This window comes from Leucobacter musarum subsp. musarum (assembly GCF_001273845.1).
Classification (GTDB): Bacteria; Actinomycetota; Actinomycetes; order Actinomycetales; family Microbacteriaceae; genus Leucobacter; species Leucobacter musarum.
The window spans coordinates 322,594-347,261 of record NZ_JHBW01000065.1 but is presented as its reverse complement, the minus strand read 5'-3'; the positions used below and the strand labels follow the sequence as shown (position 1 = coordinate 347,261).

The following is a 24,668-nucleotide window of genomic DNA, read 5'->3' as shown; positions in this document are numbered from 1 at the left end:
ACTTGATATTCCGCAGGGGCTCACGGCTGCCTATCGTGGGGACGTGCTCGATTCACCCCGCCGCGCGGACGCGGCCCTCGCCCCAGTCTCTGCTCAACAGTTCGAGACGCCGTATGTCGATGCGCTGCGGTCACTCGCCGCAGAGCCCTGGCAGCGACTGCACGTGCCCGCGCACCACGGTGTCGCCGGCAACGCGCCCGGCATCGATGCGCTCGTCGGTGCCGACGCGGTCGCCCTCGACTTTCCCATGCTGTTCAGCGGAGTCGACCAGCGCACGTGGCGCCTCACGACTCCGGGCCGGGTCACCCCGCTCATGCGTGCGCAGCAGCTGGCCGCCGAGGCCTGGGGTGCGAGTCGCACGTGGTTCATCACCAACGGCGCCTCCGGCGGCAATCACGTCGCGACCACCGTGGCGCGAGGACTCGGCCGTGAGACGGTGATGCAGCGCAGCGTCCACTCGAGCGTGATCGACGGGGCCACGCACGTCGGGCTCGATCCGCACTTCGTCTATGGGTCGGTCGACGCCGGGCTCGGCGCCTCGCACGGCGTGACCGCTGCGCAGATCTCTGAGGCCCTCGACGCGCACCCCGAGAGCGCTTCGGTCTACGTCGTCTCGCCCAGCTACTTCGGCGCGGTCGCCGATATCGCGGCAATCGCCCGCGTGGCGCACGACCACGGTGTGCCGCTCATCGTCGACGAAGCGTGGGGATCTCACTTCGGCATGCACCCGGACCTCCCGGTGAATGCGGCCCGCCTCGGCGCCGACCTCGTGATCTCGAGCACGCACAAAGCGGCAGGATCGCTGACGCAGTCGGCGATGATCCAGCTCGGGCACGGACCGTTCGCCGCCCAGCTCGAATCGCTCGTCGACCGCGTGGTCCGTTCGTTCCAGTCGACCTCGACCAGCGCCCTGCTGCTCGCCTCGCTTGACGAGGCCCGCAAGCACATCGCCACGCGCCCGGACCTCATCGGCCGTTCGCTGCGCTCCGCCGAGCGCATCCGCACCGCGATCCGCGAGGATCGTCGCTATCGCGACGCGACGCCCGACGTGCTCGATCGCGCGGATGCCATCGCGAACGACCCGTTCAAGATCGCGATCGATACGCGCGGTGCGGGCATCACCGGAGGCGAGGCGCACCATCTGCTGCTGCGCGACCACCGCATCTACTGCGAGCTCTCGACCCCGTCGGCCCTGCTCGCGCTGATCGGCGCGACGTCGAACATCGATGCCGACCGATTCCTCGATGCGCTGCAGCAGCTGCCCGAGGCCGAGGTCGAGCCGGAGCGTCCGATCGCGTTGCCAGCCGCCTGTGAGCGGGCGATCGGGTTGGGCGAGGCATTCTTCAGCGATGTCGAGGTCGTCAGCGCGATCGATGCCGTCGGCCGCGTCTCCGCCGACGCGCTTGCGGCGTACCCGCCCGGAGTCCCCAATGTGCTGCCCGGCGAGGTGCTGTCGGCCGAGGTCGTCGCGTTCCTCCGCGCCACCGCCGCGAGCCCGGCAGGGTATGTTCGAGGATCGGTCGACGCTGCCCTCGAAACGTTCCGCGTGGTCGTCTGACGCCCGCGCGTTCATCTCCCCACCACCACACCAGTCGGCATCCGGCCGACGCACGAAGGAGTGTCATGACCAGTACGCACACGGGAACGCCGCAGTCCCCCGGAGGGTCGGCAGCCGCCGAAGAGCCTGATGGCGGCATGCAGCGCGGCCTGAAGAACCGCCACCTCCAGCTCATCGCCATCGGCGGTTCGATCGGCACCGGCCTCTTCCTCGGTTCCGGCAAGCTGATCAGTGTGTCGGGCCCCTCGATCATCCTGGTCTACTTGGTGATCGGCTTCTTCGTCTTCTTCATCATGCGGGCCCTGGGCGAGCTGCTGCTCTCGAACCTGCACTACAAGACCTTCGGCGACATCGCGAAAGACATGCTGGGGCCGTGGGCCGGGTTCTTCGTCTCGTGGAACTACTGGTTCTCCTGGGTGATCGCCTGCGTCGCCGACATCGTCGCGATCACCGCCTACGTGCAGTGGTTCAACCCCCACATTCCGGCGTGGGTGCCCGCCCTCATCACGGCACTCGTGCTCACCGTGCTCAATCTGCAGCCGGTCAAATTCTTCGGCGAGACGGAGTTCTGGTTCGCGATCGTGAAGATCGTGGCGATCCTCGGTCTCATCGTGGTCGGCATCATCCTTATGGCGACGCAGTTCACCTCGCCCGACGGCACGACGACGTCGGTGACGAATCTCTGGACGCACGGCGGCCTCTTCCCGATGGGTGCGAGCGGCTTCGTGCTGGGCTTCCAGATGGGCATCTTCTCGTTCATCGGCGTCGAGCTCGTCGGCACCGCCGCCGCCGAGACCCAGAGCCCGCGAAAGACGCTGCCGAAGGCGATCAATTCGATCGTCGTGCGCATTCTCATCTTCTACATCGGCGCCCTCGTCGTCATCATGTCGGTCACGCCCTGGGACGAGATCTCGCCCGACAAAAGCCCCTTCGTCGCCACCCTCGCCACGGCCGGATTCGGACTCGCGGCGGTCGTGATCCAACTCGTGGTGCTCACCTCGGCGGCGTCGAGCGCGAACTCCGGCTTGTATTCGGGTACGCGCATGCTCTTCGGTCTCGCCAAAGACGGCCATGCTCCCCGAAAGTTCGCGCTGACCGATCGACACGGTGTGCCGCGGCGCTCGGTGTTCTTCACCTGCGTCTTCCTCTTCGCGGCGATTCCCCTGCTCTTCGCCGGCGACGGCGTGATCGCGGCCTTCACGTTCGTCTCCTCGATGTGTGCGACGCTCATCCTGTTCACCTGGGGGTCGATCGTCGTGAGCTACATCGTGTATCGCAAGCGCCACCCGGATCGCCACGCGACCTCGGTGTTCAAGATGCCGCTGTCGCGCGTCGCCCCGTGGCTGGTGCTCGGATTCTTCGTGTTCATCGCGGGCACGCTGCTCTACGGCGCCGACACACGGGCCTCGATTCTCGCCGCCCCCGTCTGGTTTATTCTGCTCACCGTGCTGTGGCAATTGCGCAAGCGCCGCCTGATCAAGGAGGGGCGCCCGCTCACCGGGGCGATCCCGACCGTCGCGCACCCGCTCGACGACGAGTAACCCTCCCGGGGCTCGCCGGCAACACGGCGTCATCTCGGCGAGCCCCGGGAATACCCGCCACCCGTGCGCGTTGTATCGCACATGGTTGAAACTTCACACACCACGATCGACGCGTCCCCGGCTGCCTCTGTGCGCACCCGCGTACGCATCCCCCTGCGCTTCCCCGACGACTACGCGACCACCGCAGACGTCTTCACCTTCACCGACCTCGTCGACGGAAAAGAGCACCTGCTGCTCGGGCTCGGCGACTGGGAGGCAGCGCTTGCCACCGGAGTCGCCGCAGCCGGTGCGGAATCCGCTGAGGCAGATGCCCCGCTCGTGCGCCTGCACAGCGAGTGCCTCACCGGCGACGTCTTCGGTTCAGAGCGCTGCGACTGCGGCCCGCAGCTGCGCGAAGCCGTCGAACGCATCGCCGAGCAGGGAGGCTTCCTGCTCTACCTGCGGCAAGAGGGCCGCGGCATCGGCCTCTACGCCAAGCTCGACGCCTACGCGCTGCAAGATTCGGGCCTCGACACCTACGAGGCGAACGTCGCGCTCGGCCGCGGCGAAGACGAGCGCGATTACACCTCGGCCGCGCAGATGCTGCGGGCCGTCGGCGCCGAGCGCATCCGCCTACTCAGCAACAACCCCGACAAGGCCGAGCAGCTCAGCGCGCTCGGCATCGAGGTCGCGGGCCGCGTTCCCACCTCGGTGCACCTCTCCGGGTTCAACCGCAAGTACCTCGAATCGAAGCGCGATCACACCGCGCACACGATCGACCTCACCGCGGCGTGAGCAGCGGGAGCTCTGCCGACGCGGGCGGCACGCAGCCACCTGCCCGGACAATGCCGAGCGTCGACGACGTCGGGCGATCCGGCACCGAACGGCGCCTCGCCGACGCCGAGATGGCCGCGTGGCTGCCCCTGATCCGCGTAGCGCAGCTGCTGCCTCAGGCACTCGATCGCACCCTCCGCGATGAGGCGGGCATCAATCACGCCCGTTACGCGATTCTGGTGATGCTCGCCCGCCCGACCGACGAGCAGCCCTCGATGTCTGAGCTCGCCCGCATCGCCGGGCTCAGCCGTTCGCGCCTGAGCCACGCGATCGATGCGCTGGTCGAGCGCGGGTGGGTCGAGCGCTCGAGCTGCGGCGCAGACCGCCGCGCACGCTCGGCGCACCTCACGAGCGCGGGGCTCGAGGCGCTGCGCGACGCAGCGCCCGCGCACGTCGCGCAGATCCGCGAACTCGTGCTCGGCCCGCTCGACGCCGCCGAGCAGCAGCAGCTCGCCGTGTTGCTCGGCAAGCTGCTGCCCGGCATTGAGCGCGCCCTGTAGCGGGCTCAGGCGAACGCCGAGATACCCGTGATGTCGCGACCGATGATCAGAGCTTGCACCGTCTCCGTGCCCTCGTAAGTGTGCAGTGCTTCGATATCGGCGAAGTGCCGCGCCACGCGGTTCTCGAGCAGGATGCCGTTGCCGCCGAGCAGATCACGCGCGTTGCGGGCCAGGTCGCGCGCCGTGCGCGTCGCCGTGTACTTGCCGAGTGAGGCGCCCGGGCCGGTGAGTTCTCCGCGTTCCTCGGCGCGCGTGAGCTGCATGAGCAGCGTCTGCAGCGAGGTCAACGCGCTCAGCATCTCGGAGAGGCGTGCCTGCACGATCTGCGAGGCCGCGAGCGAGCGCCCGAACTGCACGCGCTGCTGCGCGTAGTGCACCGCCGTCTCGTACACCGCGGTGGCCTGGCCGAGTGCGCCCCACGCGACCCCGAGTCGGGTCGCCTGCAGCACCCGCGCGGTGTCTTTGAAGCTGTTCGCGCCCGGCAGCTTCGCGCTCGCCGGCACCTGCACGCCGTCGAGCTCGATGTGCGCCTGCCAGATCGCGCGCAGCGACACCTTCTGCTCGATGGTGCGCGCGCGATAGCCCGCACTGTCTTGCGGCACGAGGAATCCCTGCACCTGCCCGTCGTCACCGCGCGCCCAGACGACGGACACCTGCCCGACGCTGCCCGAACCGATCCACTTCTTGTGCCCGGTGATGCGGTAGCCCTCACCATCGGCCTCGGCTCGCGTCTCCAGACTCACCGAGTCGGAGCCGTGCGTCGGCTCCGTCAGCGCGAACGCCCCGAGTTTCGTGCCGCGGGCGAGCGGTTCGCCCCAGCGCTCGCGCTGCTCCTCGGACCCGCAGTACGCGATCGAACGGAGCGCCAGACCACCCTGCACGCCGACGATGGTCGCGATCGACCCGTCGCCGCGAGAGAGCTCCATCATCGTGAGACTGGCGGCGAGCAGGCTCTGCTCGGGGAAGCCGGGCACATCGATGCCGTCGCGCAGCAGGTCGAGGTCTCCGAGTCGACGGGCGAGATCAAGCGGGTACTCCGCACGATCCCAAATCCCGGCGATCACGGGTCGCACCTCGTCTTGCACGAAGGCCCGCGCGCGATTCCAATAGGCGCGGTCATCGGCCGAAACATCGCGGAAGACTCCCGCGACATCGGGGTCGAGCGGCTCCCAGAGCGCGTACTCGGGTTCGGCGGTTCCCTGGCTGGTGACGGGCTTCGCGTGCGACATGCGTTCCTTTCGCGCGTCGGCCGGCACCGGCGCTTCGTCTCCGAGCATGCCTGAGACGCGGTGCCACGTCAAGTGACTCGGTACGCGGGATCACCCAGATTTCACAGGCAGATCGCCGCCAAATTGCACTGGAACGGAGTCCCAAACCTGCCGAACTGTGCTACGTTCGGGGCATGTCATCGAACACCGCAGCACCGGCTCCCGAGAGCTCGACCGCCGCGATCCGCCACCTCGCCGAGCGCGGCTACGACGCCACAACGGCGGAAGACCTGGCTGCGGCCGTCGGCATGAGTCGGAGCACGTTCTTTCGGCGCTTCGGCAGCAAGGACGACGTGGTCTTCGCCGATCACGACCACGCGCTTGCGCAGCTCGAGAGCGGTCTCGAGACGACGACGCTCGCCCCGGCAGCCGCGCTGGTCGAGGGAACGACCGAGGTGCTGCGGCTCCTCATCCGCGATCCCGATGCCGCCCGACTGCGGTTCGAGCTGATGCGCCTCACCCCGGCGCTGCGCGACCGCGAACTCGTCATCACGCACCGCTACGAGCGCGTCTACACCCGCTACATCCGCGAAGTGCAGCAGCCGGGAACCCCGGCCTGGGTGGCTTCGGCGCTCGGCGCATCGCTGGTCGCGGCGCACAACGCCGCCCTGCGATCGTGGCTGCGCGGGCGCGTGACCGATGCCGTGCGCGCGCTGCACGACGACCTCGACCAGCTCACCGCGCTCTACGCCCGGTGGTTGGCGCCCAGTGACGAGGTCGCCGAGCAGCGCGTCATGGTCGCGGTCTACGATGCGCTCGGCACCCCCGAATCGGTGCTCGATGCGATCGCGGCCCAACTGCGCCGCTAGGCGTCACGCCTCCCAGCGGTAGCGCCCACCCCGGGCCTCGAATTCGTGCTGCACCGCTGCACGCAACTCGGCGTCCGCGAGGTAGTCGATCGCGGCCGATCCGAGTGCGACGGCCGCATCGGCGAGCGCGTCGAATGCCGGGGGCTGCACCGTGAGGTCAGCAAACGCGGCGTTGTGCGGGAAGACGTCGTCGGGCCCGCCCAGACCGATCGACGGGTGGATCGACGGGATGAACTGCGTGACGTTGCCCATATCGGTCGACGGCCCGCCCTGGGTGGGCACGGGCGGTGGAGCCGGAGTCTGGCGGCCGCGCGCGGCGAGTGCGTCGGCCCAGCGCCGACCGAGCTCGACGTTCGGCTCGAGCGGCAGGTAGGGCGGCACGGGATCGACCTCGATCTCGGCCGTCGTCCCGGTCGCCAGCGCGGCCCCCTCGAGCGCCGCGACGACGCGATCGGTCAACACTCGCAGGGTATCGATCTCACCGGAGCGCACGTAGAACAGCGCCGACGCCTGCTCGGGAACCACGTTGGGCGCAGCTCCCCCGTCGGTGATGATGCCGTGCACGCGATCGATGGGCAGGATGTGCTGCCGCAGCTGCGCCACCGACTGGTACGCCGTGACCGCCGCGTCGAGGGCGTTGAGCCCGAGCCACGGGGTGCCGGCGGCGTGGGCCGCGCGCCCGCGATACGTCACCGCGACGCGACGCACGCCCGTCGTGCGCTCGCCCCAGATCGCCGACACTCGAGACCCGGCGGCGGGGTGCACCATTCCGGCGGAGTCGACATCGTCGAAGCCGCCGGCGCGCAAGATGTATTCTTTGCCTCCGCCGTTCTCCTCAGCGGGCGTTCCGATGAGCGAGAGCGTCGCACCGAGCTCCTGCGCGATCGGCACCGCGCTCAGAAAGGCGCCGACCGCGACTCCGGCGATGATGTTGTGCCCGCACGCGTGCCCGACACCGGGCAGTGCATCGTACTCGGCGATTACCGCGAAGTGCGGCCCGGTACCGTCGCCGACGCTCGCGCGAAACGCGGTGTCGAGTCCGAAGACGCCGACCTCGGTCTCGATGCCGTGCGCGGCCAGCACGTCACTGATCAGCCCCACGGATGCGTGCTCCGCGAAGCCGACCTCGGGCGAGGCGTACAGTGTGCGCGCGAGCGTTTCGAGCTTGGGGCGCAGGTCGTCGACCGCGGCCGCGAGGCGCTCGTGCGCCACCGATCCCGCCCCGGCGAACGCCGACGCGCGGTGCTCGGGAGGCTGCGGGGGTGTCTGCGCCCGGCGCTGGTAGTCGACGTAGATGTCGTAGGGATCAGTCATCTCGCGTGATTCCGTCTCGTGCCGTGTGATCAGAAGGTGACGGTCTCACCGTCGGCACGGCGCAATTCGAGGCGGTAGCCCGCGGAGCCGTCGGCGATGATCTCAGTCACCCCGTCCCCCAGATCGAGCGCGTCCAGCGCATGCTGCACCGCCGTGGCATCGACCTCGGCGCGAACGAACCGCACGAGTTCGAGGGTCGGCAGGTCGCTGAGCCCGGGCTGCGTCGTCGTGCCCCAGTCGATGAGGAACGGCACGTCGAGGCGATCCAGCGCAGCACCGGTGAGGCGCCACTCGAGCAGGTCGCCCGCGGGGGTGCAACGGGAGAGCTCCCATACGTCACCGGGGTCGAAGCCGCGCGAACGCGCCCCGGCCACCACGGCGTCGATGTCGGAGGGATGCACCGCGTACGCCTGCACCGCAGGCTCGGTGAGCCCGTCGATGCCGAAGGTCGTCGGCACTGCGGGGTCTTCGCGATTGGGGTTCGGCCCGATGAGTTCGATGTACTGCGGGCCGCGCTGCCCACCGATCGTGAGCGCGACGAGCGCGTTCGCCGTGCCCGTGGGGTGGGCGCCGCCCGGAGCCGCGACGACACCGGTGCGTTCCGCGAACCAGTCGACGAGTGCGGGGAGGTCGGGGCCTGCGATGACGATGTGATCCAGAAGGCTCGGAATGCTCATACCGCGATTTCACCACACTGCAGACGCCCGCGCCCAGCCCTGACGTCACACGCGGTCACGCGAGTGGTGTCGGGGCTGGGCGCGGGCGTCGCCGGCGCTCGTGCCTGCGCCGTGGTCAGTGACCGCGCGCGATCCATTCCTCGAGATGCGGCGCCTCGGCACCGATCGTCGTGGTGTCGCCGTGCCCCGTGTAGACGGTGGTGTCTGCGGGCAGCGTGAGCAGGCGCTCGCGAATCGATTCGATGATCAACGGGAAATCGCTGAACGAGCGTCCCGTGGCCCCCGGGCCACCCTGGAACAGCGTGTCGCCGGTGAAGACCGCCCCGAGCGCGGGTGCGCTGAACGAGGTCGATCCGGGCGAATGGCCGGGTGTGTGCAGCGCGGTGAGTTCGACGCCCACCACGGTGAACACGTCGCCGTCTGCGATCTCGGCGTCGGGCGCGGTCTCGTGCACCGTCTCCCACAGCATCGCGTCTGCCGGGTTGAGGTGCAGCGGTGCGCCGAGCAGCGCGGCGGTGTCGCGAGCGGCCCGGATGTGGTCGTCGTGCCCGTGGGTGAGCAGGATCGCCCGCACGGTGCGACCCGCGACCGCCTCGGCCACCGCTGCGGCATCGTGGGCCGGGTCGATCACGATCACCTCGGCGTCGTCTCCGACGAGCCAGACATTGTTGTCGACGTCCCAGGTGCCCCCATCGAGCGAGAACGTGCCGCTCGTGACGAGGCGTTCGATGCGTGCGCCCATCAGAGCACCACCACCGAACGCAGCACCGTGCCGTCGTGCATGCGGTTGAACGACGCCTCGACGTCGCCGAGGCCGACCCGCTCCGTCACGAAGCCGTCGAGATCCAGACGTCCGAGCTTGTACTGGTCGATGAGCATCTCGAAGTCGCGGCTGGGCAGGCAGTCGCCGTACCACGACGACTTCAGCGAGCCGCCGCGCCCGAAGACGTCGAGCAGCGGTAGCTCGAGCTGCATCTCAGGCGTCGGCACGCCGACGAGCACCACGCGCCCGGCCAGATCGCGTGCGTAGAACGCCTGTCGGTACGTCTCGGGGCGCCCGACCGCGTCGATCACGACGTCGGCGCCAAAGCTGTCGGTGAGCGCGCGAATCGCCTCGACCGCGTCCTCATTCTTCGAGTTCACGGTGTGCGTGGCGCCGAAGCGCTTCGCCTGCTCGAGTTTCGCGTCGTCGATATCGACGGCGATGATCGTCGTGGCGCCCGCGAGCTGTGCGCCCGCGATCGCTGCGGTGCCGACGCCGCCGCAGCCGATCACGGCGACCGACTCGCCACGCTTGACCTCGCCAGTGTTGATGGCGGCACCGATGCCCGCCATCACGCCGCAGCCCAGCAGGCCGACCGCAGCCGCATCCGACTCCTCGTCGATCTTGGTGCACTGACCCGCTGCGACGAGCGTCTTCTCGATGAACGCACCGATGCCGAGCGCCGGCGACAACTCGGTGCCGTCTTCGAGCGTCATCTTCTGCGTCGCGTTGTGCGTCGCGAAGCAGTACTGCGGCAGCCCCTTGGCGCACGCGCGGCACTGCCCGCAGACGGCGCGCCAGTTCAGGATCACGCGATCCCCCACGGCCACCTCGGTGACGCCCTCGCCGACCGCCGCCACACGACCGGTCGCCTCGTGACCGAGCAGGAACGGGAAGTCGTCGCTGATGCCGCCCAGCTTGTAGTGCAGATCGGTGTGGCAGACGCCGCTCGTCATGATGTCAACCACGGCCTCACCGGGGCCCGGGTCGGGCACGATCACCGTTTCGATGGTCGCCGGCGCGTTCTTCTCGCGAACGACAACGCCTTGCACTCGGTACGCCATGGGGTTCCTTTCACACGGGGGCAGAGCGGTCACCGCAGCGCGGCCACGACGGCCGAACTGCGCATGCGTCCAGGCTAGCGACGAACGGCGTGCGGCACACCCGAGCCGACGCGCGCGGCGGATACAGTGGTGGCGGGGCCACCGACCTCCGGCCCGGGAAAGGGCACGATGAGCACCGCCGCCAACCTGCACATGGCCAACAGCTTCGATCCCGCTCGCGCACGCTCGCTCAGCGCGGCCGACGCCGACCTCGTCGCCCGCCGCCAACGGTCGATGGGTGCCGCCTACCGGCTCTTCTACGACCGCCCGGTGCACCCGGTGCGCGGAGAGGGCGTGTGGCTGTATGACGCCGATGGCAACGCCTACCTCGACGCCTACAACAATGTTCCGGTCGTCGGGCACGCCAACCCGGTCGTGCAGCAGCGGGTCGCGGCGCAGCTCGGCGTGCTCGGCACACACACCCGCTACCTCGGCGACGACGTGGTCGACTACGCCGAGCGTCTCACCGGGCTCGTCGGGCACGGGCTCGCCCAAGCGGTCTTCGTCTGCACCGGCAGCGAGGCCGTCGATCTCGCCCTGCGCGTCGCGCGGCATGTCACCGGACGAAGCGGCGTCATCGCGACCGCGCACGCGTATCACGGCACGACGGCGGCGGCCGCAGCGATCTCGCCGAGTCTCGGTCCGAACAACCCGATACCGACCGACGTCGAGCTCATCTCGGCGCCCGACCTCGCGACCGAAAGCCCCGAGGCCGCCGCGGCTGCGCTCGCCGATCGCGTGCACGCGGCCGTGGCCGCCCTCCGCGCACGAGGTGTCGAGCCCGCGGCGCTCATCATCGACTCGATTCTGTCGAGCGATGGCTTGCAGGGCACCTCTCCCGGTGTGCTCGGCCCCGCTGCCGAGGCGATTCGCGCCCATGGCGGCCTCTACATCGCCGACGAGGTGCAGCCCGGGTTCGGTCGCACCGGCGCATGGTGGGGCTTTCCCGGCCAGGAAGTCGAACCCGACCTCGTCGTCGTGGGCAAGCCGATGGGCAACGGTATGCCGATCGCCGCACTCTTCTCGCGGCCCGAGCACCTCGATCGCTTCGGCGCAGACATGCGCTTCTTCAACACCTTCGGCGGCAACCAGGTCAGCGTCGCCGCGGGTCAGGCGGTGCTCGACGAACTGATCGATCGCGACCTCGTGGCGCGAGCCGGCACGCTGGGCGCCGCCATGCTCGGGGAGTTGCGCGGGATCGCCGAGGCCGCAGAAGTGGTCGGCGACGTCCGCGGATCAGGGCTCTTTTTCGCACTCGACATCGTCAATGACGCCGGGCTCCCCGACGCGACCAGGGCGTCTGCGGTCGTCAACCGGATGCGCGACGATCGCGTACTGATCAGCGCCTCCGGGCCCGCCGCAAACGTGCTGAAAATTCGCCCGCCGCTCGTCTTCGACGAAACGCACGCCCCGCGCCTGCTCGAGTCGTTGACGCAGGCGCTGCGCGTGGTGACGCGGGCATAGACCGCGCGTCCCCTCAGCTCGCGGCCGTGAAGTTCCGGAAGACCCATTCCGCCCGCTCGGGCGTCACCTGAAGGAGCTGCTCAAGTGCCGGCCACGTCGCCGTCATCCGCGATTCCGCGTACTCGCGGTTGCCCTCGCACCCCCGCATCGTCCAGGTGCTGCCATTGACGGCAAGCCGCGCCACCGCAAGCGGGTAGAGCACCGCAAGTTCCGCATCGCTCGGTGGCGTTCCCGCAGCGACCGCGGCCTCCACATATCCCGCCACAACCTCCGAGAACGCGCCGAACGCGTCGACCTGACGCAGCGCCGCATACACCGCAGCGATCGCGACCTCGGCGATGCGCGCGGTCACGACCGCGTCGTTGAAGTCGACGATTCCGGTGATGCGCGTGCGCCCCGCGGCATCACGTTCGGCGAGCAGATTGAAGTCGTGCAAGTCCTGGTGCACCACGGCGGTCGGCAGATCGTCGAGCTGCGAATCGATCACCTCGAAACGACGCAGCGCCTCGCTCACCATGCCCCGGCGATCGAGATCAGTTACGGCGCTGATGGTCTCGCGAATAGATTGGCCCGCGCGCACCGCCATCCAGTGATGCTCGTTCTGGCCGGCGTGCTGACCGTGCAGTGCCGCCAAACTCAGCGGCACCCGAGCGGCCAGCTCCCCCAGTTGCCTCCGGTACGAGGCGTCGACCGCTCCGAGTTCAGCCACGCTGCGCCCGCGCAACCAGGTCGTGACCCGCACCCGGAACGCGCGCCCATCGGCGGCGGCGAAGGGCACGGAAATGTTGCCGGCGAGGGAGGGCTGCGGCACCGGCGCCGCGACCGGCAGCGGGGTGCGAACGAGTTGCGCGAGCACCGCGTTCTGCCAGGCGAACGCGGTGGGCTCGACCGGCTCAGGCGAGAGGCGCACAAAGCGATCCGCGCCAGGGAGGTCGCCGACCGCGTGATAGTTGATGTCGAGCTCGCCGCCCAGCCGCCGCACAGCGCTCACACGGACCCCGAAGTGCTCGACGAGCACTGCGGCGAGCGCGCGCTCATCGTCTGCGGTGAGCGGATCGAGTACGTGCACGCGGCGGCTCCCCTACTCCAGCTCGCCCGACAGCTCCAGCCAGCGCTCCTCGAGCGCGGCGACCTCGTCTTCGATGGCGGTGATCTTCGTCATCTCCGCGTTGAGCAGCGTGTAATCGGTCTGATCGAAATTCGCGAGCCCGTCGCGCGAGCGTACGATGTCGGCCTGCAGGCGCTCCATCTTGCGCTCCACCGCGGCGAGCTCTTTCTCGGCGGCCCGGCGGTCGGCACCGCTGAGACCCGCCGCGGGTGCGGGTGCAGAGGCGTTCGGTGACCCGGCAGCACCCGCCACCGATGCGGTACTTACGTCGCGGCCCTGCTCCTGCGCGGTGCGCAACTCGAGGTACTGATCGACGCCGCCTGGCAGATGGCGCAGATGCCGGTCGAGAATCGCGAACTGCTGATCGGTCACGCGCTCCAGGAAGTAGCGGTCGTGCGACACCACGATGAGCGTTCCCGGCCACGAGTCGAGCAGGTCTTCCATCGCCGCGAGCATGTCGGTGTCGAGGTCATTGGTCGGCTCATCGAGAATCAGCACGTTGGGCTGGTTGAGCAAGATCAGCAGCAGCTGCAGTCGCCGCTTCTGGCCGCCCGAGAGATCTTTCACGGGCGTCGAGAGCTGCGCGCTGGTGAACCCCATGCGTTCGAGCAGCTGCCCCGGTGTCAGCTCCTGCGCCTTCGAGCCGCTGCCGACGGTGAAGCTCGTGCGCAGGCGGCCGATAACCGTGCGCACCGGCTCCTGCAGGTGTTCCTCGAGCTCGTCGAGGCGCTGCGTCAGGGTCGCGACCTGCACGGTCTTGCCGCGCTTCACACGACCCGAAGTCGGCTCGATCGTGCCCGAGATGAGGCCGAGCAGCGTCGACTTTCCGGCACCGTTCACGCCCAGAATGCCGGTGCGTTCGCCGGGCGCAAGCATCCAGTCGACGTCTTCGATGATGGTGCGATCGCCGTAGGCGACCCCGGCCTCGACGAGGTTCACGACCTCCTTGCCGAGGCGGGCGACGGCCATCGACTGGAGCGACACGCGGTCGCGGATCTCAGGAACATCGGCGATGAGCTCATTCGCGGCATCGATGCGGAATTTCGGCTTCGAGGTGCGCGCGGGGGCACCGCGACGCAGCCAGGCTAGCTCCTTGCGCGCCAGGTTCTGGCGCTTCTGCTCAATGCTCGCGGCCTGACGGTCGCGCTCGACGCGCTGCAGAATGTAGGCGGCGTACCCGCCCTCGAAGGGCTCGACGATGCGGTCGTGCACCTCCCAGGTGGTGGTGCACACCTCGTCAAGGAACCAGCGATCGTGGGTCACGACCAGCAGCGCCCCCTGCCCGGGCTGCCAACGGCGCTTCAGATGGTTCGCGAGCCAGGCGATGCCCTCGACGTCGAGGTGGTTGGTCGGCTCGTCGAGGAAGAGGATGTCGAACTCCTGCACCAGCAACCGGGCGAGGGCCACGCGACGGCGCTGCCCGCCCGAGAGGGCATCGAGCGACGCCTCCCAGTCGAGGTCAGAGACCAGGCCCGAGATGACCTCCCGCGCCTGCGCGTCTCCGGCCCATTCGTACTCCGGGCGATCCCCCACGATCGCGTGCCCGACGGTTTCGCCGTCGTCGAAATTGTCGGCCTGATCGAGCACCCCGATCGTCGTGCCGCCGCGCATCGTCACCTGCCCGCCGTCGGGTTCGCGCCGCCCGGCGAGCATCATCAGCAGACTCGATTTGCCGTCGCCGTTGCGGCCGACGATGCCGATGCGATCGCCCTCGGCGACGCCGAGCGTCACCGAGTCGAAGACGGTCTTCGTCGGAACTTCGAGATGCAGGGCCTCGGCCCCCAAGAGATGCGCCATAACCCCTCCAGCGTAGCCGTGCGCGCCGGGTGCTCAGTACACTGAGCGCAGTCGCGAGCACGCGGCGATCCGCCTCGATCCGCACTGGATCCCGCTCGGAAGGCTCACCGGTGGCCCGCACGACTCAGTCCGCACCGCTCGCACGCATCGTTCACACGCTCGGCACGGTGCGCACTCCGCTCCGGATCGCCCTCGGCCTCATTGCAGTCGCGCTCGGTGCGGTGCTTGTACTGGCCCCGATCACCGTGCACGGCATCGCGGTCATCGCGGGTTGCGGTCTCGTCGCGATCGGCATCGCCGCGGTGCTGCCGGGTGATGCCTCTGCAGGCGATGCCTCGGCGAGAGATGCGCGCACGTCGACGCTGACCCGGCGCCTGGGCGCGATCGTGCTCATTGTCGTCGGCCTGGTCATGGCGGCGTGGCCGGTCGCGGGCGCCCCGTGGCTGGCCTTCCTCGCCGGATCCGCGCTCGTCGTGCACGGCGCACTGGCGCTCGTCGCGGCGGTCGTGGACCGCACGGCGACGCTCGATCATCGCGTCAGCGGCATCTGCCTCGCGCTCGCAACGGTCTTCGTCGGAGGCATCACGTTCTCCTGGCCCGTGCTCACCCTCCTGCTCTTCCGCTACGGCGTCGGCGCGTGGCTCGTACTGCTCGGGCTGCAGCTCTTGCTCGATCCGGTGATCACCGCCGTGCGCGCGCGACGGGAGGTTCGCACTGCTGCTACTGCTGCTGCCACTGCAACGAGCCCTGCGACCCGCCGCCCCGCCGCGCTCGCCACACCGTGGCGATGGGCGCGCACGATCGCGTCGGGTATCGCGCTCGTCGCTTCGGTCGCGCTCGCACTCGGCAGCGGGTTCGTACTCGGCGGCGTGCCGATGCCGGCGCCCGACGCCTTCTACGCCGCACCGGCTGCAGCGCAGGTGCCCGACGCGCCGGGCCAGCTCATTCGTTCGGAACCGCTCACCACCGGCGTCGCTGCGGGCGCCGAGGCGTGGAAGATCTTGTACACAACGACGCACCCCGACGGCAGCCCCGCCATCTCAAGCGGCACCGTCATCGCCCCCGCCGACCGCACCGGCGAGGCACTGCCGCTGCTGAGCATCGCGCACGGTACGAGCGGCGTCGTCGCGGCGTGTGCGCCCTCACTCAGTGCCACCCCGTTCTCAGATGGGGCCGGCGCCGCGCTCACCGAGATGGTGACGCAGCACGGCTGGGCGGCGGTGACCTCCGACTACATCGGCCTCGGCACCGCCGGCACGCACCCCTACCTCGTCGGCGAGGCGGAGGCCCGGAACGTGCTCGATGCCTCGCGCGCCGCCCAGCAGCTCTCGGGCCTGGCACTCTCCACCGACACCGTCGTGTGGGGCCACTCGCAGGGCGGCCAAGGAGCGCTCTGGACGGGGCAGGAAGCGGCGTCGTACGCGCCCGAGCTCACGGTGAAGGGCATCGCCGCATTCGCACCGGCGGCAAATCTCTACGGGCTCGCAGATGCTGACAAGAACGACCCTGCGGGCAAGACGGTCTCGGCCTACATCGCGACGACCTGGAACGACGTGTTTCCGGAACTCGACCTCGAGCGGCACCTCACCCCGGGGTCGGCCGGCGGGGTCGAAAAGATTCGTGAGCTCTGCTTCAGCGGGCACGACGGACTCGCGGCGATCCTGCTCGGCACCCAGGTCCCCAATCAGATCTTCCCCGACAGCGCACTCGCGGGTCCCTTCGGTGACCTGCTCAAGCAGCAGACGCCGGATGGTCCCTTCCCTGCACCGGTGCTCGTGGCGCAGGGGCTCGCGGATCCGCTGGTGAAGCCGCAGTTGCAACTCGACTACGTCGAGGGCCGCTGCGCTGCGGGCGTCGCGCTCGATTACCGCACCTACCCGGGCCTGAATCACGGCACGCTCGTGGCCGAGGACTCCCCGCTCACCCCGCAGCTCGTGCAGTGGACGCTGGATCGCTGGGACGACAAGCCGGCGACCCCGAACTGCGACGACCTGCCGAACTCGGTCGCCGACTAGCTGGGCAGCGCTCCGGCGCGCCCCGCTTTCTCGCGAACGCACCATTTTCTTGCGAGTGCACCGTTCACAACGATGTGCACTCGCACGAAAGGGGTGCGCTCGAGGGAGCTGCGAGCCTCAGCGCGGAGTTACAGCCTCAGCGCCGGGTCACACCGAGCAGCAGGACCCGCCGCAGCACGATCCGCCTGACTCGGCGTCGCCGAGCAGGTTGAGAATCTCGCGGGCCTCGGCGTCGGCGAACGACGCGGCGCCCTCGAGGCCGGCTTCGGCCGAGAACTGGGGTGCGGCTGGCTCAGGGGCCGTGGCAACGTCGGTGCGGGCACCTGTGGTGGGCTGCTGGTCAGTCATGGGAACTCCTTGTGCGGTTCGAACGGGAACGCCGCTGATACGGCTGATGTTACTGGGCGGTCGCGGGTGCCGCACCGCGCTGGAATCCGAGCACCTGCTCGAACACGTTCGCGAAGGCGTCGGCCGATTGCGCGCCCGAGACACCGTACTGCTGATCGAGCAGGAAGAACGGTACGCCGCTGATGCCGAGCTGCTGCGCGCGGGTGATGTCGCGCTGCACTGCCTCTCCGTACGCCTCATCATCCAGCGCGGAGCGCACCTCATCGGGGTCGAGCCCGGCTTCGGCGCCGAGCCGCGCGAGCGCGTCGGCGTCGGACATGTCCTCACCCTCGGCGAAGTACGCACGGAACAGTCGCTCCTGCACGGCCGCCTGCACGCCGCGATCTTTCGCGAGGTGCAGCACGCGATGCGCGCGCTGCGTGTTGGCGTGCTTCACCTCGTGGAACCCGAACTCGACCCCTTCGGATGCACCCAGATCGGTCATTTGACCGAGCATCTGCTCGACCTGCTCAGCCGGCATGCGCTTGTGCTTCACCAGGAAGTCGACCTCGCTGCCCTGAAAATCGAGGGGCGTATCGGGGGCGAGCTCGAAGCTGTGGCTCTCCACCTCGATGGCAACCTCGGGGTGCTGCTCGCGGAACGCCTGCACCGCCGTTTCGAAGCGGTGCTTGCCGAGGTAGCACCACGGGCAGGCGATATCGGACCAGATGTCGACGCGGATCGTTTCACTCACACCGAGTGCAGCGTTCGCGGGCCACGCCGTATTCCCGCTCAGGATCGCGGAGCCCGAGGAGTCCCGGCGATCCGGCGCCGCTCAGCGGTCTCAGATGACGCGGGCGCCCGGCACCGGCCCCGAGACCGTCAGTGCGCGAGTGCCCTGCCGCCCCAGCACAGCGCGCAGTTCCGCGGCCTCCTGGGGCGTACCGACGAGAAACGCGATCGTCGGCCCCGAGCCCGAAACGATGCCGGCGAGCGCGCCGCGCGACTCCCCCAGCTCCAGAATCTCGGTCAGCTCGGGCGCGAGTTTGAGCGCGGCGACCTGCAGGTCGTTGTGCATGGCTTCGGCGAGCGACCCCGCATCACCGATGCGCACGGCTTGTAGCACCGCGGTCTCGACCTTGACGAGGTCGGGCTGCGGGCCGAGATCGCGCGCGTGGCGATCGCGATGCTCATCGAGGGTGCGATAGACGACGGGAGTGCTCAAGCCGGAGTCGGACATGGCGAGCACCCAGTGGAAGTCGCCCTTGGCGAGCGCCGGGCTCAATTCGTCACCGCGTCCCGTGCCCACGGCCGTGCCGCCCTCGAGCGCGAAGGGAACGTCGGCCCCGAGCTCGGCTGCGAGCGGCAGGAGCCCGTGGCGACCCAGGCCGGTGCCCCAGAGCTCATCGCAGGCGACCAGCGTGGCGGCAGCGTCGGCCGACCCGCCGCCCATGCCACCGGCGATCGGCACGCGCTTCAGCACGGTCAGTGCCACCCCGCCCGCGTACCCGGTGCGCTCGGCAAGCAGCTTCGCGGCGATGAGCGCGAGATTGGTGTCGTCGCACGGCAGCTGCGATGCGTCGACGGGCCCGACGAAACGCACCGAGAAACCATCGGCGTGCTCGGCCGTGACCTCTTCGAAGAGCGAGACCGCTTGATAGAGGGAGGCGACGTCGTGGTAGCCATCGTCTTGCAGCGCGCCAACGCGGAAGAAGACATTGATCTTCCCCGGAGCCCTGACTGTGACCGGACCCCCTCCGCTCCTACCCATGCCCCTACGCTAGCGCACGCTCCAACATTCTTTTGACGGTTTCCGTCACCTCGCCACGCCAACGAATCACTTAGTTGACATCCATCAACCAAGTGCTATCGTTGATCTCCGTCAACAGTTGATCCACGTCAACCGACGCGCGTCCGCCCGGCGCGACCCCGCAGCACACAGAAACCAGGAATTCATGTCACTCCCCGCTTCCGCGCACACGGAGCGCCCGAAGATGACGCACCGGCAGGTTCTCGAAGCCCTGTCGGGCCTCCTCCTCGGCATGTTCGTCTCGATGCTCGCCTCGACCGTCGTCTCGAGCTCGCTCCCTGTCATCATCCACGACCTCAAGGGCGACCAGACCGCCTACACCTGGGTCGTCACCGCGACCCTGCTCACGACGGCGATCTCGACGCCAATCTGGGGCAAGCTCTCCGACCTCTTCAACCGCAAGGTGCTGTTCCAGCTCGCAATCGCGATCTTCGTGCTCGCGACCGCAGCGGCGGGCTTCTCGCAGGATCCCGGCACCATGATCGCGTTCCGCGCCGTGCAGGGCGTCGGCGCCGGTGGCCTTGCCGCCCTCAGCCAGGTGATCATGGCCGACATCATCAGCCCGCGCGAACGCGGACGATACATGGGACTCTTCGGCGCCGTGATGGCACTGTCGACCGTCGGCGGCCCGCTGCTCGGTGGCGTTATCACCGACTCGATCAACTGGCGCTGGAACTTCTTCGTCGCTCTCCCCTTCGCCGTCGCCGCACTGATCATCGTGCAGAAGACGCTGCATCTGCCGACACGCCCCGCAAAGCGCACCAGCATCGACTACTTCGGCATCGTGCTGCTCTCGGCGGCCGTGTCGCTGCTGCTCATCTGGGTCACCAACGCCGGCAAGGACTACGACTGGTGGAGCCTGACCACGGTGCTCATGGTGGGTGGCGCCATCGTGTCGACCGTGCTCTTCATCATCGTCGAACTCCGCTCGAAGGAGCCGCTCATCCCGCTGACGCTCTTCCGCAGCCGCACGTTCACCCTCGCCGTGATCGCCTCGATCGCCACCGGGATCGCGATGTTCGGCTCCTCGGTGTTCCTCAGCCAGTACATGCAGCTGTCGCGCGGCGCCACCCCCACCCAGGCGGGCATCATGACCATCCCGATGATCGCGGGCCTGCTGCTCGCCTCGATCGGTGTGGGCGCCCTCATCACGCGGTTCGGCAAATGGAAGCCGTACCTGATCGTCGGTGCCGTGCTGCTCATCGCCGGCTCGACGCTGCTCTCGACGATCCACTACGACACCAACTTCGCACTGGTCTCGCTCTACATGTTCTTGCTCGGTGCCGGGGTCGGCATGACCATGCAGAACCTGGTACTCGTCGTGCAAAACACCACGAACCCCGAGCAGATCGGCGTCGCGAGCTCGGGAGTCACCTTCTTCCGCAGCCTCGGCGGCACCATCGGGGTCTCGGTGATGGGTGCGGCCCTCGCGACGAAGGTCGCCGACCTCATGGGATCGGACTCGATCCTGGCGAAGATGGCTGCAGCGATCAAGTCGCTCGGCGAGGAGGGCGCGTCCGTCGCCGCCCAGCTCCAATCGGGAACACTGCCCGAGGTGTCGAAGATGCCTGAGGCCGTGCGAGTGATCGTCGAAGACGTCTACGCACAGGGCATCTCGCACTCGTTCTTGATCGCCGTGCCGTTCGCGGTACTCAGCCTCCTCGCGATCATCTTCCTGCCGAACGCGCCGCTCACTCGCATGACGAACTCCGAGCGCGCACAGGCCGCCGAAGCCGACCTCGCCACTGTTTCGACTGCCGAGGGCATGGCCGTGCTCACCGCCACGGGCAGTGTTCCCGTGGTCGGCGAAACCGCAGACGCAGCCCGGTCGACACGGTCGAACGAGCGGTAACGTCATGACACGCACTCCGGCGCCGTCCCCCATCACCACGTCAGGCGATGGGGGCGGCGCCCGCACGCAGGCGTTCGAGGCGCTCGAGCGCGAGTTCGAAGACCTGTTCAACCAGTTCCGCCGCTCGGCCGTGGCGAACGCCGCTGCGGTGAGCGAGGGCATGCTCCCCGGCTCCTACAAGGTGCTGACCTCGATCTCGCGGTGCGGCACCGTGTCGCTCTCGGAACTCACCGAGCTGCTCATGACCGACAAGGGTCAGCTCAGTCGCACCGTGCGCGACCTCGATGAGCGCGGGTTGATCGACCGCGCACCGGACCCGTCGGACGGGCGGTCGATCCGACTCTCGATCAGCGACTTCGGTGCCGAGCGCCTCGCCGCCACGCGCGGCGAGAAAGAGCATGAGCTTCGCGACGCGATGCGCGCGTGGTCGGTCGCCGACATCACGCGCTTCACCGAACTGCTGCACGCGCTGTCGACGGGGCTTACTCCGTGAAGTTCGCCGCTGCCCGGGCGATCGACACGTAGTCGTCGATGCCGAGCTGCTCGGCACGCACCTGGGGGTCGATTCCGGCGGCGGTGAGGATCGCCACCGTGCGATCAAAGTTGCCGAGTACGGGCTGCACGGCCTGACGCAGCATCTTGCGACGCTGCGCGAACGCGGCGTTCACCAGGTCGAAGGTGGCACGGCGTTCCGCTTCGCTGCCTCGCGGCGTTTCACGACGTTCGTACCCGACGAGCACCGAGTCGACGCCGGGAACGGGCCAGAAGATCTTGCGACTCACCGTCCCAGCGATGCGCCACGGCCCATACCAGGCCGCCTTCGCGCTCGGCGACCCGTACTCTTTCGAGCCCGGCTGCGCCGCGATGCGGTAGCCAACTTCTGCCTGCACCATCACCAGGCCACTGCGCAGCTCGGGAATCAGTTCGAGCAGGTGCATCAGGATCGGCACCGACACGTTGTACGGCAGATTCGCTACCAGGTGCTCAGGCGGATGCGGAAAATCGCCGGCCGTGACCTCGAGAGCGTCGCTGCGCACCACACGGAGGCGCGGGTGCGCGGGATCAGCGAAAACGTCTGGCTGCATCGCCCGCGCCGTCGCAGGAAGCTCGGCCGCGAGGCGATGATCGATTTCGACCGCGGTCACATCAGCGCCGATCTCGGTGATGCCGAGCGTCAGCGACCCGAGACCCGGGCCCACCTCAACCACGCGCGCTCCCGATTCGATGCCCGCGAGCCGCACGATCTTGCGCACGGTGTTCGGGTCGATGACGAAGTTCTGCCCGAGCTTCTTCGTCGGCGAGACCCCCAGGCGCTCGGCGAGTTCACGGACCTGCGTCGGGCCGAGCAGCCCGGCCGAAGACGCGTCGTGAGCGTGTTCGAGCGCGCTCATGCGGTCGCCTGCGCTTCGACTTCGGCGTCCCAGCTGCCGTAGACGCGCTCCGTGTTGGCCGCGAGCAGGGCGCACAGCTCGTCGAGCGGCGTTCCGAGCGTCTCGGCGAGGCGGCGCACCGTGTAGGGCAACAGGTAGGGCGCGTTCGGGCGGCCACGATACGGCTCGGGCGTCAGGAATGGCGCGTCGGTCTCCGCCAGCAGCAGCTCCGGCTTCGCGATCGCGAAGGCTTCGCGCAGTGCCGGGGCGTTCTTGAACGTCGAGGTTCCCGCGACGGAAAGATACCAACCATGCTCGTTGCAGAGCTTGGCAAGGCGGGTGTCGCCCGAGAAGCAGTGGAACACGGTGCGCTCAGGTGCCCCCACGCGCAGCAGCGTCGCCACCACCTCGTCGTGCGCATCGCGGTCGTGAATCTGCAGCGCGATGCCGTTCGCCTTCGCGATGTCGATGTGCGCCTCGAACGACTCGATCTGAGCCTCGCGACCGTCTTCTCCGGTGCGGAAGAAGTCGAGGCCGGTCTCGCCAATCGCGCGCACCCGCGGCTGGGCGGCGAGACGCGAGAGCTCGGAGAGCTGCTCGCAGAGCAGCCCCTGCGCGGCGACGCGTGGGGCCTCGTTCGGATGGAGCGCGACCGCAGCGAGCACGCGCGGATCGCTTGCGGCAAGTTGTGCGCTCCACCGGCTCGTCTCAAGATCGGTGCCGACCTGCACGACCCCGCGAACGCCGACCTGCTCGGCGCGCGCGAGCGAGTCGAGCGGATCGAGCTGGTCGACGCCGTCTTCGAATTCGAGGTGCGTGTGGTTGTCGTAGATCGCGACGGGCAGCGGCTCCGGAGGTTCGGGGCGCGTCAGGTCGCGGCCGCTCGCGCTCGTGCGCTTCCGGATTCCCCCGGTCGGCACAGCGGCGGATGCGTCGTTCACTTGCTTGACTCGTCCGTTTCGATGCGCGGGAAGAGCACGGCGAGCGCGTGCTGCTCAGTGCCTGCGGGCAAGGCGCCCCAGATGCCCGCTTCACGAATCGGGCGCGCATCGAGTTCACCGAGTGCTGCTTCGGCGCCGAGCGCCGACCAGAGCTTTGCAGTTGCGAGCGGTACCACTGGAGCCAGCAGCTCGGCGAGCACGCGCAGCCCCTCGGTCGCCGTGTAGAGCACCGTACCGAGACGCTCGCGCTGCGCCGGATCTTTCGCCAGCGCCCACGGCTCCTGGTCGGTGATGTATCCGTTGAGTGCGTCGACGAGCTCCCAGACGGCAGCAATCGCCTCGTGGATCACGAATGCCTCGATGCGCGCGTCTGCGCGCTCGGCAACCGTAGCGGCCAACTCACGAATTGCTGCGTCAGCGGGCTGCTCGGTCCCTGCCTCGGGCACGCGTCCGCCGAAGTACTTGGCGTTCATCGCGAGCACGCGGCTCGCGAGGTTGCCGAAGCCATTGGCGAGTTCGGCCTGGTAGCGCGCCGCCAGGTCTTCCCAGCTGAACGAGCCGTCTTGCCCGAAGGAGATGGCACGCATGAAGTAGTAGCGGAACGCGTCGGAACCGAAGGTGTCGGTGATCTCGTTCGGAGCGATGCCCGTGAGCTTCGACTTCGACATCTTCTCGCCGCCGACGAGCAGCCAGCCGTGCGCGAAGACGTGCTTCGGCACCTCGAGACCGGCCGCCATCAGCATCGCGGGCCAGATCACGGCGTGGAAGCGCAGGATGTCTTTGCCGACGAGGTGGTTCGCGGGCCAACGGCGATCGAACTCGGCGTCGTCTTGGCCGTACCCGATCGCGGTCACATAGTTAAGCAGCGCGTCGAACCACACGTACGTGACGTGCGATGCGTCCCACGGAATCGGAATGCCCCAGTCAAACGAGGTGCGCGAGATCGAGAGATCCTCGAGCCCCTGCTGCACGAAGGCGATGACCTCGTTGCGCGCACTGGCCGGCTGCACGAAATCGGGGCGCTCCTCATAGAGCGCGAGCAGACGATCTTGAAATGCGCTCATCTTGAAGAAGTAATTCTTCTCCTGGAGCAGTTCGAGCGGCTTCGAATGGATGGCGCACACCTTCTGGCCCTCGAATTCGCCCGTGCCGTCGACGATCTCACTCTTCGGCTTGAACTCTTCGCAGCCGACGCAGTACAGCGCTTCGAACTCGCCCGCGTAGACGTGGCCGTCGTCGTAAAGCTTCTGCAGAAACTTCGCGACGCCCGCTTCGTGGCGCTCATCCGTCGTGCGAATGAAGTCGTCGTTCGAGATATCGATGAGATCGAGCAGCGGCTTCCACGACGATTCGACGAGTCGATCGGCCCACTCCTTCGGTGCGACCCCGTTCGCGGTCGCCGTGCGCAGGATCTTCTGACCATGCTCATCGGTACCCGTGAGGAACCACGTGTCGTCACCCGACTGCCGGTGCCAGCGAGCCAGCACGTCGGCGGCTACCTCGGTGTAGGCGTGCCCGATGTGCGGAGCGTCATTGACGTAGAAGATCGGGGTCGTCAGGTAGAACGGGGAGGGGTTGGCCATGAGTTCCATTCTATTGGGAAGCAGCGGAGCCGGCGGTCCGCGCGGCTCGGTGGTG

The 24,668-nt window shown here is 68.6% G+C and carries 22 protein-coding genes; 9 read left to right on the top strand and 13 right to left on the bottom strand.

Annotated features, from left to right (window positions below):
• Nucleotides 1-43 precede the first annotated feature (43 nt).
• The 4 genes from CH42_RS04470 (at nt 44) to CH42_RS04455 (ending at nt 4,412) form a co-directional block, all read left to right on the top strand.
• Nucleotides 44-1,558 carry an aminotransferase class I/II-fold pyridoxal phosphate-dependent enzyme gene (locus CH42_RS04470; RefSeq protein ID WP_053351985.1) on the top strand — a complete coding sequence of 505 codons (1,515 nt, stop codon included), beginning with the start codon at nt 44-46 and terminating at the stop codon, nt 1,556-1,558.
• A gap of 65 nt (nt 1,559-1,623) precedes the next feature.
• Entirely contained in the window at nt 1,624-3,099 is a 1,476-nt protein-coding gene (locus CH42_RS04465) for an amino acid permease (protein WP_053351984.1), read from the top strand.
• Nucleotides 3,100-3,180: 81 nt separating this feature from the next.
• A complete protein-coding gene (locus CH42_RS04460) occupies nt 3,181-3,873 on the top strand; it encodes a GTP cyclohydrolase II (RefSeq protein WP_053351983.1) in 693 nt (230 codons plus the stop codon).
• Nucleotides 3,874-3,923: 50 nt separating this feature from the next.
• Nucleotides 3,924-4,412, top strand: coding sequence for a MarR family winged helix-turn-helix transcriptional regulator (locus CH42_RS04455; protein ID WP_053351982.1), 489 nt, complete (start codon nt 3,924-3,926; stop codon nt 4,410-4,412).
• A gap of 5 nt (nt 4,413-4,417) precedes the next feature.
• Here the strand turns inward: CH42_RS04455 and CH42_RS04450 are convergent, their stop codons facing one another.
• The gene (locus tag CH42_RS04450; RefSeq protein ID WP_053352064.1) at nt 4,418-5,641 is read right to left on the bottom strand and encodes an acyl-CoA dehydrogenase family protein; all 1,224 of its coding nucleotides are present in this window, start codon (nt 5,639-5,641) and stop codon (nt 4,418-4,420) included.
• A 173-nt stretch (nt 5,642-5,814) separates the two neighbouring features.
• Between CH42_RS04450 and CH42_RS04445 the strand changes: the two genes are divergently transcribed.
• Nucleotides 5,815-6,489 carry a TetR/AcrR family transcriptional regulator gene (locus CH42_RS04445; protein WP_053351981.1) on the top strand — a complete coding sequence of 225 codons (675 nt, stop codon included), beginning with the start codon at nt 5,815-5,817 and terminating at the stop codon, nt 6,487-6,489.
• A gap of 3 nt (nt 6,490-6,492) precedes the next feature.
• Here CH42_RS04445 and CH42_RS04440 read toward each other — a convergent pair whose 3' ends face one another.
• From CH42_RS04440 to CH42_RS04425, 4 genes are all read right to left on the bottom strand, one after another.
• On the bottom strand, nt 6,493-7,803 hold the full coding sequence (locus CH42_RS04440) for a M20 family metallopeptidase (RefSeq protein ID WP_082309288.1): 1,311 nt from the start codon (nt 7,801-7,803) through the stop codon (nt 6,493-6,495).
• A gap of 29 nt (nt 7,804-7,832) precedes the next feature.
• Entirely contained in the window at nt 7,833-8,480 is a 648-nt protein-coding gene (locus CH42_RS04435) for a VOC family protein (RefSeq protein WP_053351980.1), read from the bottom strand.
• 115 nt (nt 8,481-8,595) lie between these two features.
• The gene (locus tag CH42_RS04430; RefSeq protein WP_053351979.1) at nt 8,596-9,222 is read right to left on the bottom strand and encodes an MBL fold metallo-hydrolase; all 627 of its coding nucleotides are present in this window, start codon (nt 9,220-9,222) and stop codon (nt 8,596-8,598) included.
• Nucleotides 9,222-10,307 (bottom strand): S-(hydroxymethyl)mycothiol dehydrogenase, encoded by a 1,086-nt coding sequence (locus tag CH42_RS04425; RefSeq protein WP_053351978.1) that lies wholly within the window; start codon nt 10,305-10,307, stop codon nt 9,222-9,224. Before CH42_RS04425 ends, CH42_RS04430 begins: the two co-directional genes overlap by 1 nt.
• 168 nt (nt 10,308-10,475) lie before the next feature.
• On the opposite strand from CH42_RS04425, the gene CH42_RS04420 reads away from it, so the two are divergent.
• A complete protein-coding gene (locus CH42_RS04420) occupies nt 10,476-11,810 on the top strand; it encodes an aspartate aminotransferase family protein (RefSeq protein WP_075205229.1) in 1,335 nt (444 codons plus the stop codon).
• 13 nt (nt 11,811-11,823) lie between these two features.
• Here the strand turns inward: CH42_RS04420 and CH42_RS04415 are convergent, their stop codons facing one another.
• Together CH42_RS04415 and CH42_RS04410 are read right to left on the bottom strand one after the other, a co-directional pair.
• Nucleotides 11,824-12,879, bottom strand: a complete 1,056-nt coding sequence (locus tag CH42_RS04415) for a phosphotransferase (RefSeq protein WP_053351977.1) — start codon at nt 12,877-12,879, stop codon at nt 11,824-11,826.
• Nucleotides 12,880-12,891: 12 nt separating this feature from the next.
• Nucleotides 12,892-14,715 carry an ABC-F family ATP-binding cassette domain-containing protein gene (locus CH42_RS04410; RefSeq protein ID WP_053351976.1) on the bottom strand — a complete coding sequence of 608 codons (1,824 nt, stop codon included), beginning with the start codon at nt 14,713-14,715 and terminating at the stop codon, nt 12,892-12,894.
• Between the two features lie 110 nt (nt 14,716-14,825).
• On the opposite strand from CH42_RS04410, the gene CH42_RS04405 reads away from it, so the two are divergent.
• Nucleotides 14,826-16,730 (top strand): lipase family protein, encoded by a 1,905-nt coding sequence (locus CH42_RS04405; protein WP_239683935.1) that lies wholly within the window; start codon nt 14,826-14,828, stop codon nt 16,728-16,730.
• 147 nt (nt 16,731-16,877) lie between these two features.
• Here CH42_RS04405 and CH42_RS04400 read toward each other — a convergent pair whose 3' ends face one another.
• The 3 genes from CH42_RS04400 to CH42_RS04390 form a co-directional block, all read right to left on the bottom strand.
• Complete coding sequence (locus CH42_RS04400; RefSeq protein WP_053351975.1) at nt 16,878-17,078, bottom strand: hypothetical protein; 201 nt, start codon at nt 17,076-17,078, stop codon at nt 16,878-16,880.
• A gap of 49 nt (nt 17,079-17,127) precedes the next feature.
• Nucleotides 17,128-17,811 (bottom strand): DsbA family oxidoreductase, encoded by a 684-nt coding sequence (locus CH42_RS04395; RefSeq protein ID WP_053351974.1) that lies wholly within the window; start codon nt 17,809-17,811, stop codon nt 17,128-17,130.
• Between the two features lie 90 nt (nt 17,812-17,901).
• Nucleotides 17,902-18,828, bottom strand: a complete 927-nt coding sequence (locus CH42_RS04390; RefSeq protein WP_053351973.1) for a 4-(cytidine 5'-diphospho)-2-C-methyl-D-erythritol kinase — start codon at nt 18,826-18,828, stop codon at nt 17,902-17,904.
• A gap of 184 nt (nt 18,829-19,012) precedes the next feature.
• Between CH42_RS04390 and CH42_RS04385 the strand changes: the two genes are divergently transcribed.
• Nucleotides 19,013-20,719 carry an MDR family MFS transporter gene (locus CH42_RS04385; RefSeq protein ID WP_053351972.1) on the top strand — a complete coding sequence of 569 codons (1,707 nt, stop codon included), beginning with the start codon at nt 19,013-19,015 and terminating at the stop codon, nt 20,717-20,719.
• A 4-nt stretch (nt 20,720-20,723) separates the two neighbouring features.
• Entirely contained in the window at nt 20,724-21,212 is a 489-nt protein-coding gene (locus CH42_RS04380; RefSeq protein WP_053351971.1) for a MarR family winged helix-turn-helix transcriptional regulator, read from the top strand.
• On the opposite strand, the gene rsmA is transcribed toward CH42_RS04380, so the two are convergent.
• The 3 genes from rsmA to metG are packed head-to-tail and all read right to left on the bottom strand — an operon-like array spanning nt 21,202 to nt 24,613.
• Nucleotides 21,202-22,110, bottom strand: coding sequence for a 16S rRNA (adenine(1518)-N(6)/adenine(1519)-N(6))-dimethyltransferase RsmA (gene rsmA / locus CH42_RS04375; protein WP_053351970.1), 909 nt, complete (start codon nt 22,108-22,110; stop codon nt 21,202-21,204). The genes CH42_RS04380 and rsmA overlap by 11 nt on opposite strands.
• On the bottom strand, nt 22,107-23,030 hold the full coding sequence (locus tag CH42_RS04370; protein WP_082309287.1) for a TatD family hydrolase: 924 nt from the start codon (nt 23,028-23,030) through the stop codon (nt 22,107-22,109). The genes rsmA and CH42_RS04370 overlap by 4 nt, the downstream gene beginning before the upstream one ends.
• The gene (gene metG / locus CH42_RS04365; protein WP_053351969.1) at nt 23,027-24,613 is read right to left on the bottom strand and encodes a methionine--tRNA ligase; all 1,587 of its coding nucleotides are present in this window, start codon (nt 24,611-24,613) and stop codon (nt 23,027-23,029) included. Before metG ends, CH42_RS04370 begins: the two co-directional genes overlap by 4 nt.
• Nucleotides 24,614-24,668: the final 55 nt, after the last annotated feature.

Bases quoted from the DNA above. Each gene is read 5' to 3' on its own strand.
- CH42_RS04445 (WP_053351981.1), top strand. From the start codon at position 5,815: ATGTCATCGAACACCGCAGCACCGGCTCCCGAGAGCTCGACCGCCGCG.
- CH42_RS04390 (WP_053351973.1), bottom strand. From the start codon at position 18,828: ATGGGTAGGAGCGGAGGGGGTCCGGTCACAGTCAGGGCTCCGGGGAAG.
- CH42_RS04465 (WP_053351984.1), top strand. From the start codon at position 1,624: ATGACCAGTACGCACACGGGAACGCCGCAGTCCCCCGGAGGGTCGGCA.
- rsmA (WP_053351970.1), bottom strand. From the start codon at position 22,110: ATGAGCGCGCTCGAACACGCTCACGACGCGTCTTCGGCCGGGCTGCTC.
- CH42_RS04425 (WP_053351978.1), bottom strand. From the start codon at position 10,307: ATGGCGTACCGAGTGCAAGGCGTTGTCGTTCGCGAGAAGAACGCGCCG.
- metG (WP_053351969.1), bottom strand. From the start codon at position 24,613: ATGGCCAACCCCTCCCCGTTCTACCTGACGACCCCGATCTTCTACGTC.
- CH42_RS04400 (WP_053351975.1), bottom strand. From the start codon at position 17,078: ATGACTGACCAGCAGCCCACCACAGGTGCCCGCACCGACGTTGCCACG.
- CH42_RS04435 (WP_053351980.1), bottom strand. From the start codon at position 8,480: ATGAGCATTCCGAGCCTTCTGGATCACATCGTCATCGCAGGCCCCGAC.
- CH42_RS04460 (WP_053351983.1), top strand. From the start codon at position 3,181: ATGGTTGAAACTTCACACACCACGATCGACGCGTCCCCGGCTGCCTCT.
- CH42_RS04430 (WP_053351979.1), bottom strand. From the start codon at position 9,222: ATGGGCGCACGCATCGAACGCCTCGTCACGAGCGGCACGTTCTCGCTC.
- CH42_RS04420 (WP_075205229.1), top strand. From the start codon at position 10,476: ATGAGCACCGCCGCCAACCTGCACATGGCCAACAGCTTCGATCCCGCT.
- CH42_RS04410 (WP_053351976.1), bottom strand. From the start codon at position 14,715: ATGGCGCATCTCTTGGGGGCCGAGGCCCTGCATCTCGAAGTTCCGACG.
- CH42_RS04440 (WP_082309288.1), bottom strand. From the start codon at position 7,803: ATGACTGATCCCTACGACATCTACGTCGACTACCAGCGCCGGGCGCAG.
- CH42_RS04455 (WP_053351982.1), top strand. From the start codon at position 3,924: ATGCCGAGCGTCGACGACGTCGGGCGATCCGGCACCGAACGGCGCCTC.
- CH42_RS04450 (WP_053352064.1), bottom strand. From the start codon at position 5,641: ATGTCGCACGCGAAGCCCGTCACCAGCCAGGGAACCGCCGAACCCGAG.
- CH42_RS04380 (WP_053351971.1), top strand. From the start codon at position 20,724: ATGACACGCACTCCGGCGCCGTCCCCCATCACCACGTCAGGCGATGGG.
- CH42_RS04385 (WP_053351972.1), top strand. From the start codon at position 19,013: ATGTCACTCCCCGCTTCCGCGCACACGGAGCGCCCGAAGATGACGCAC.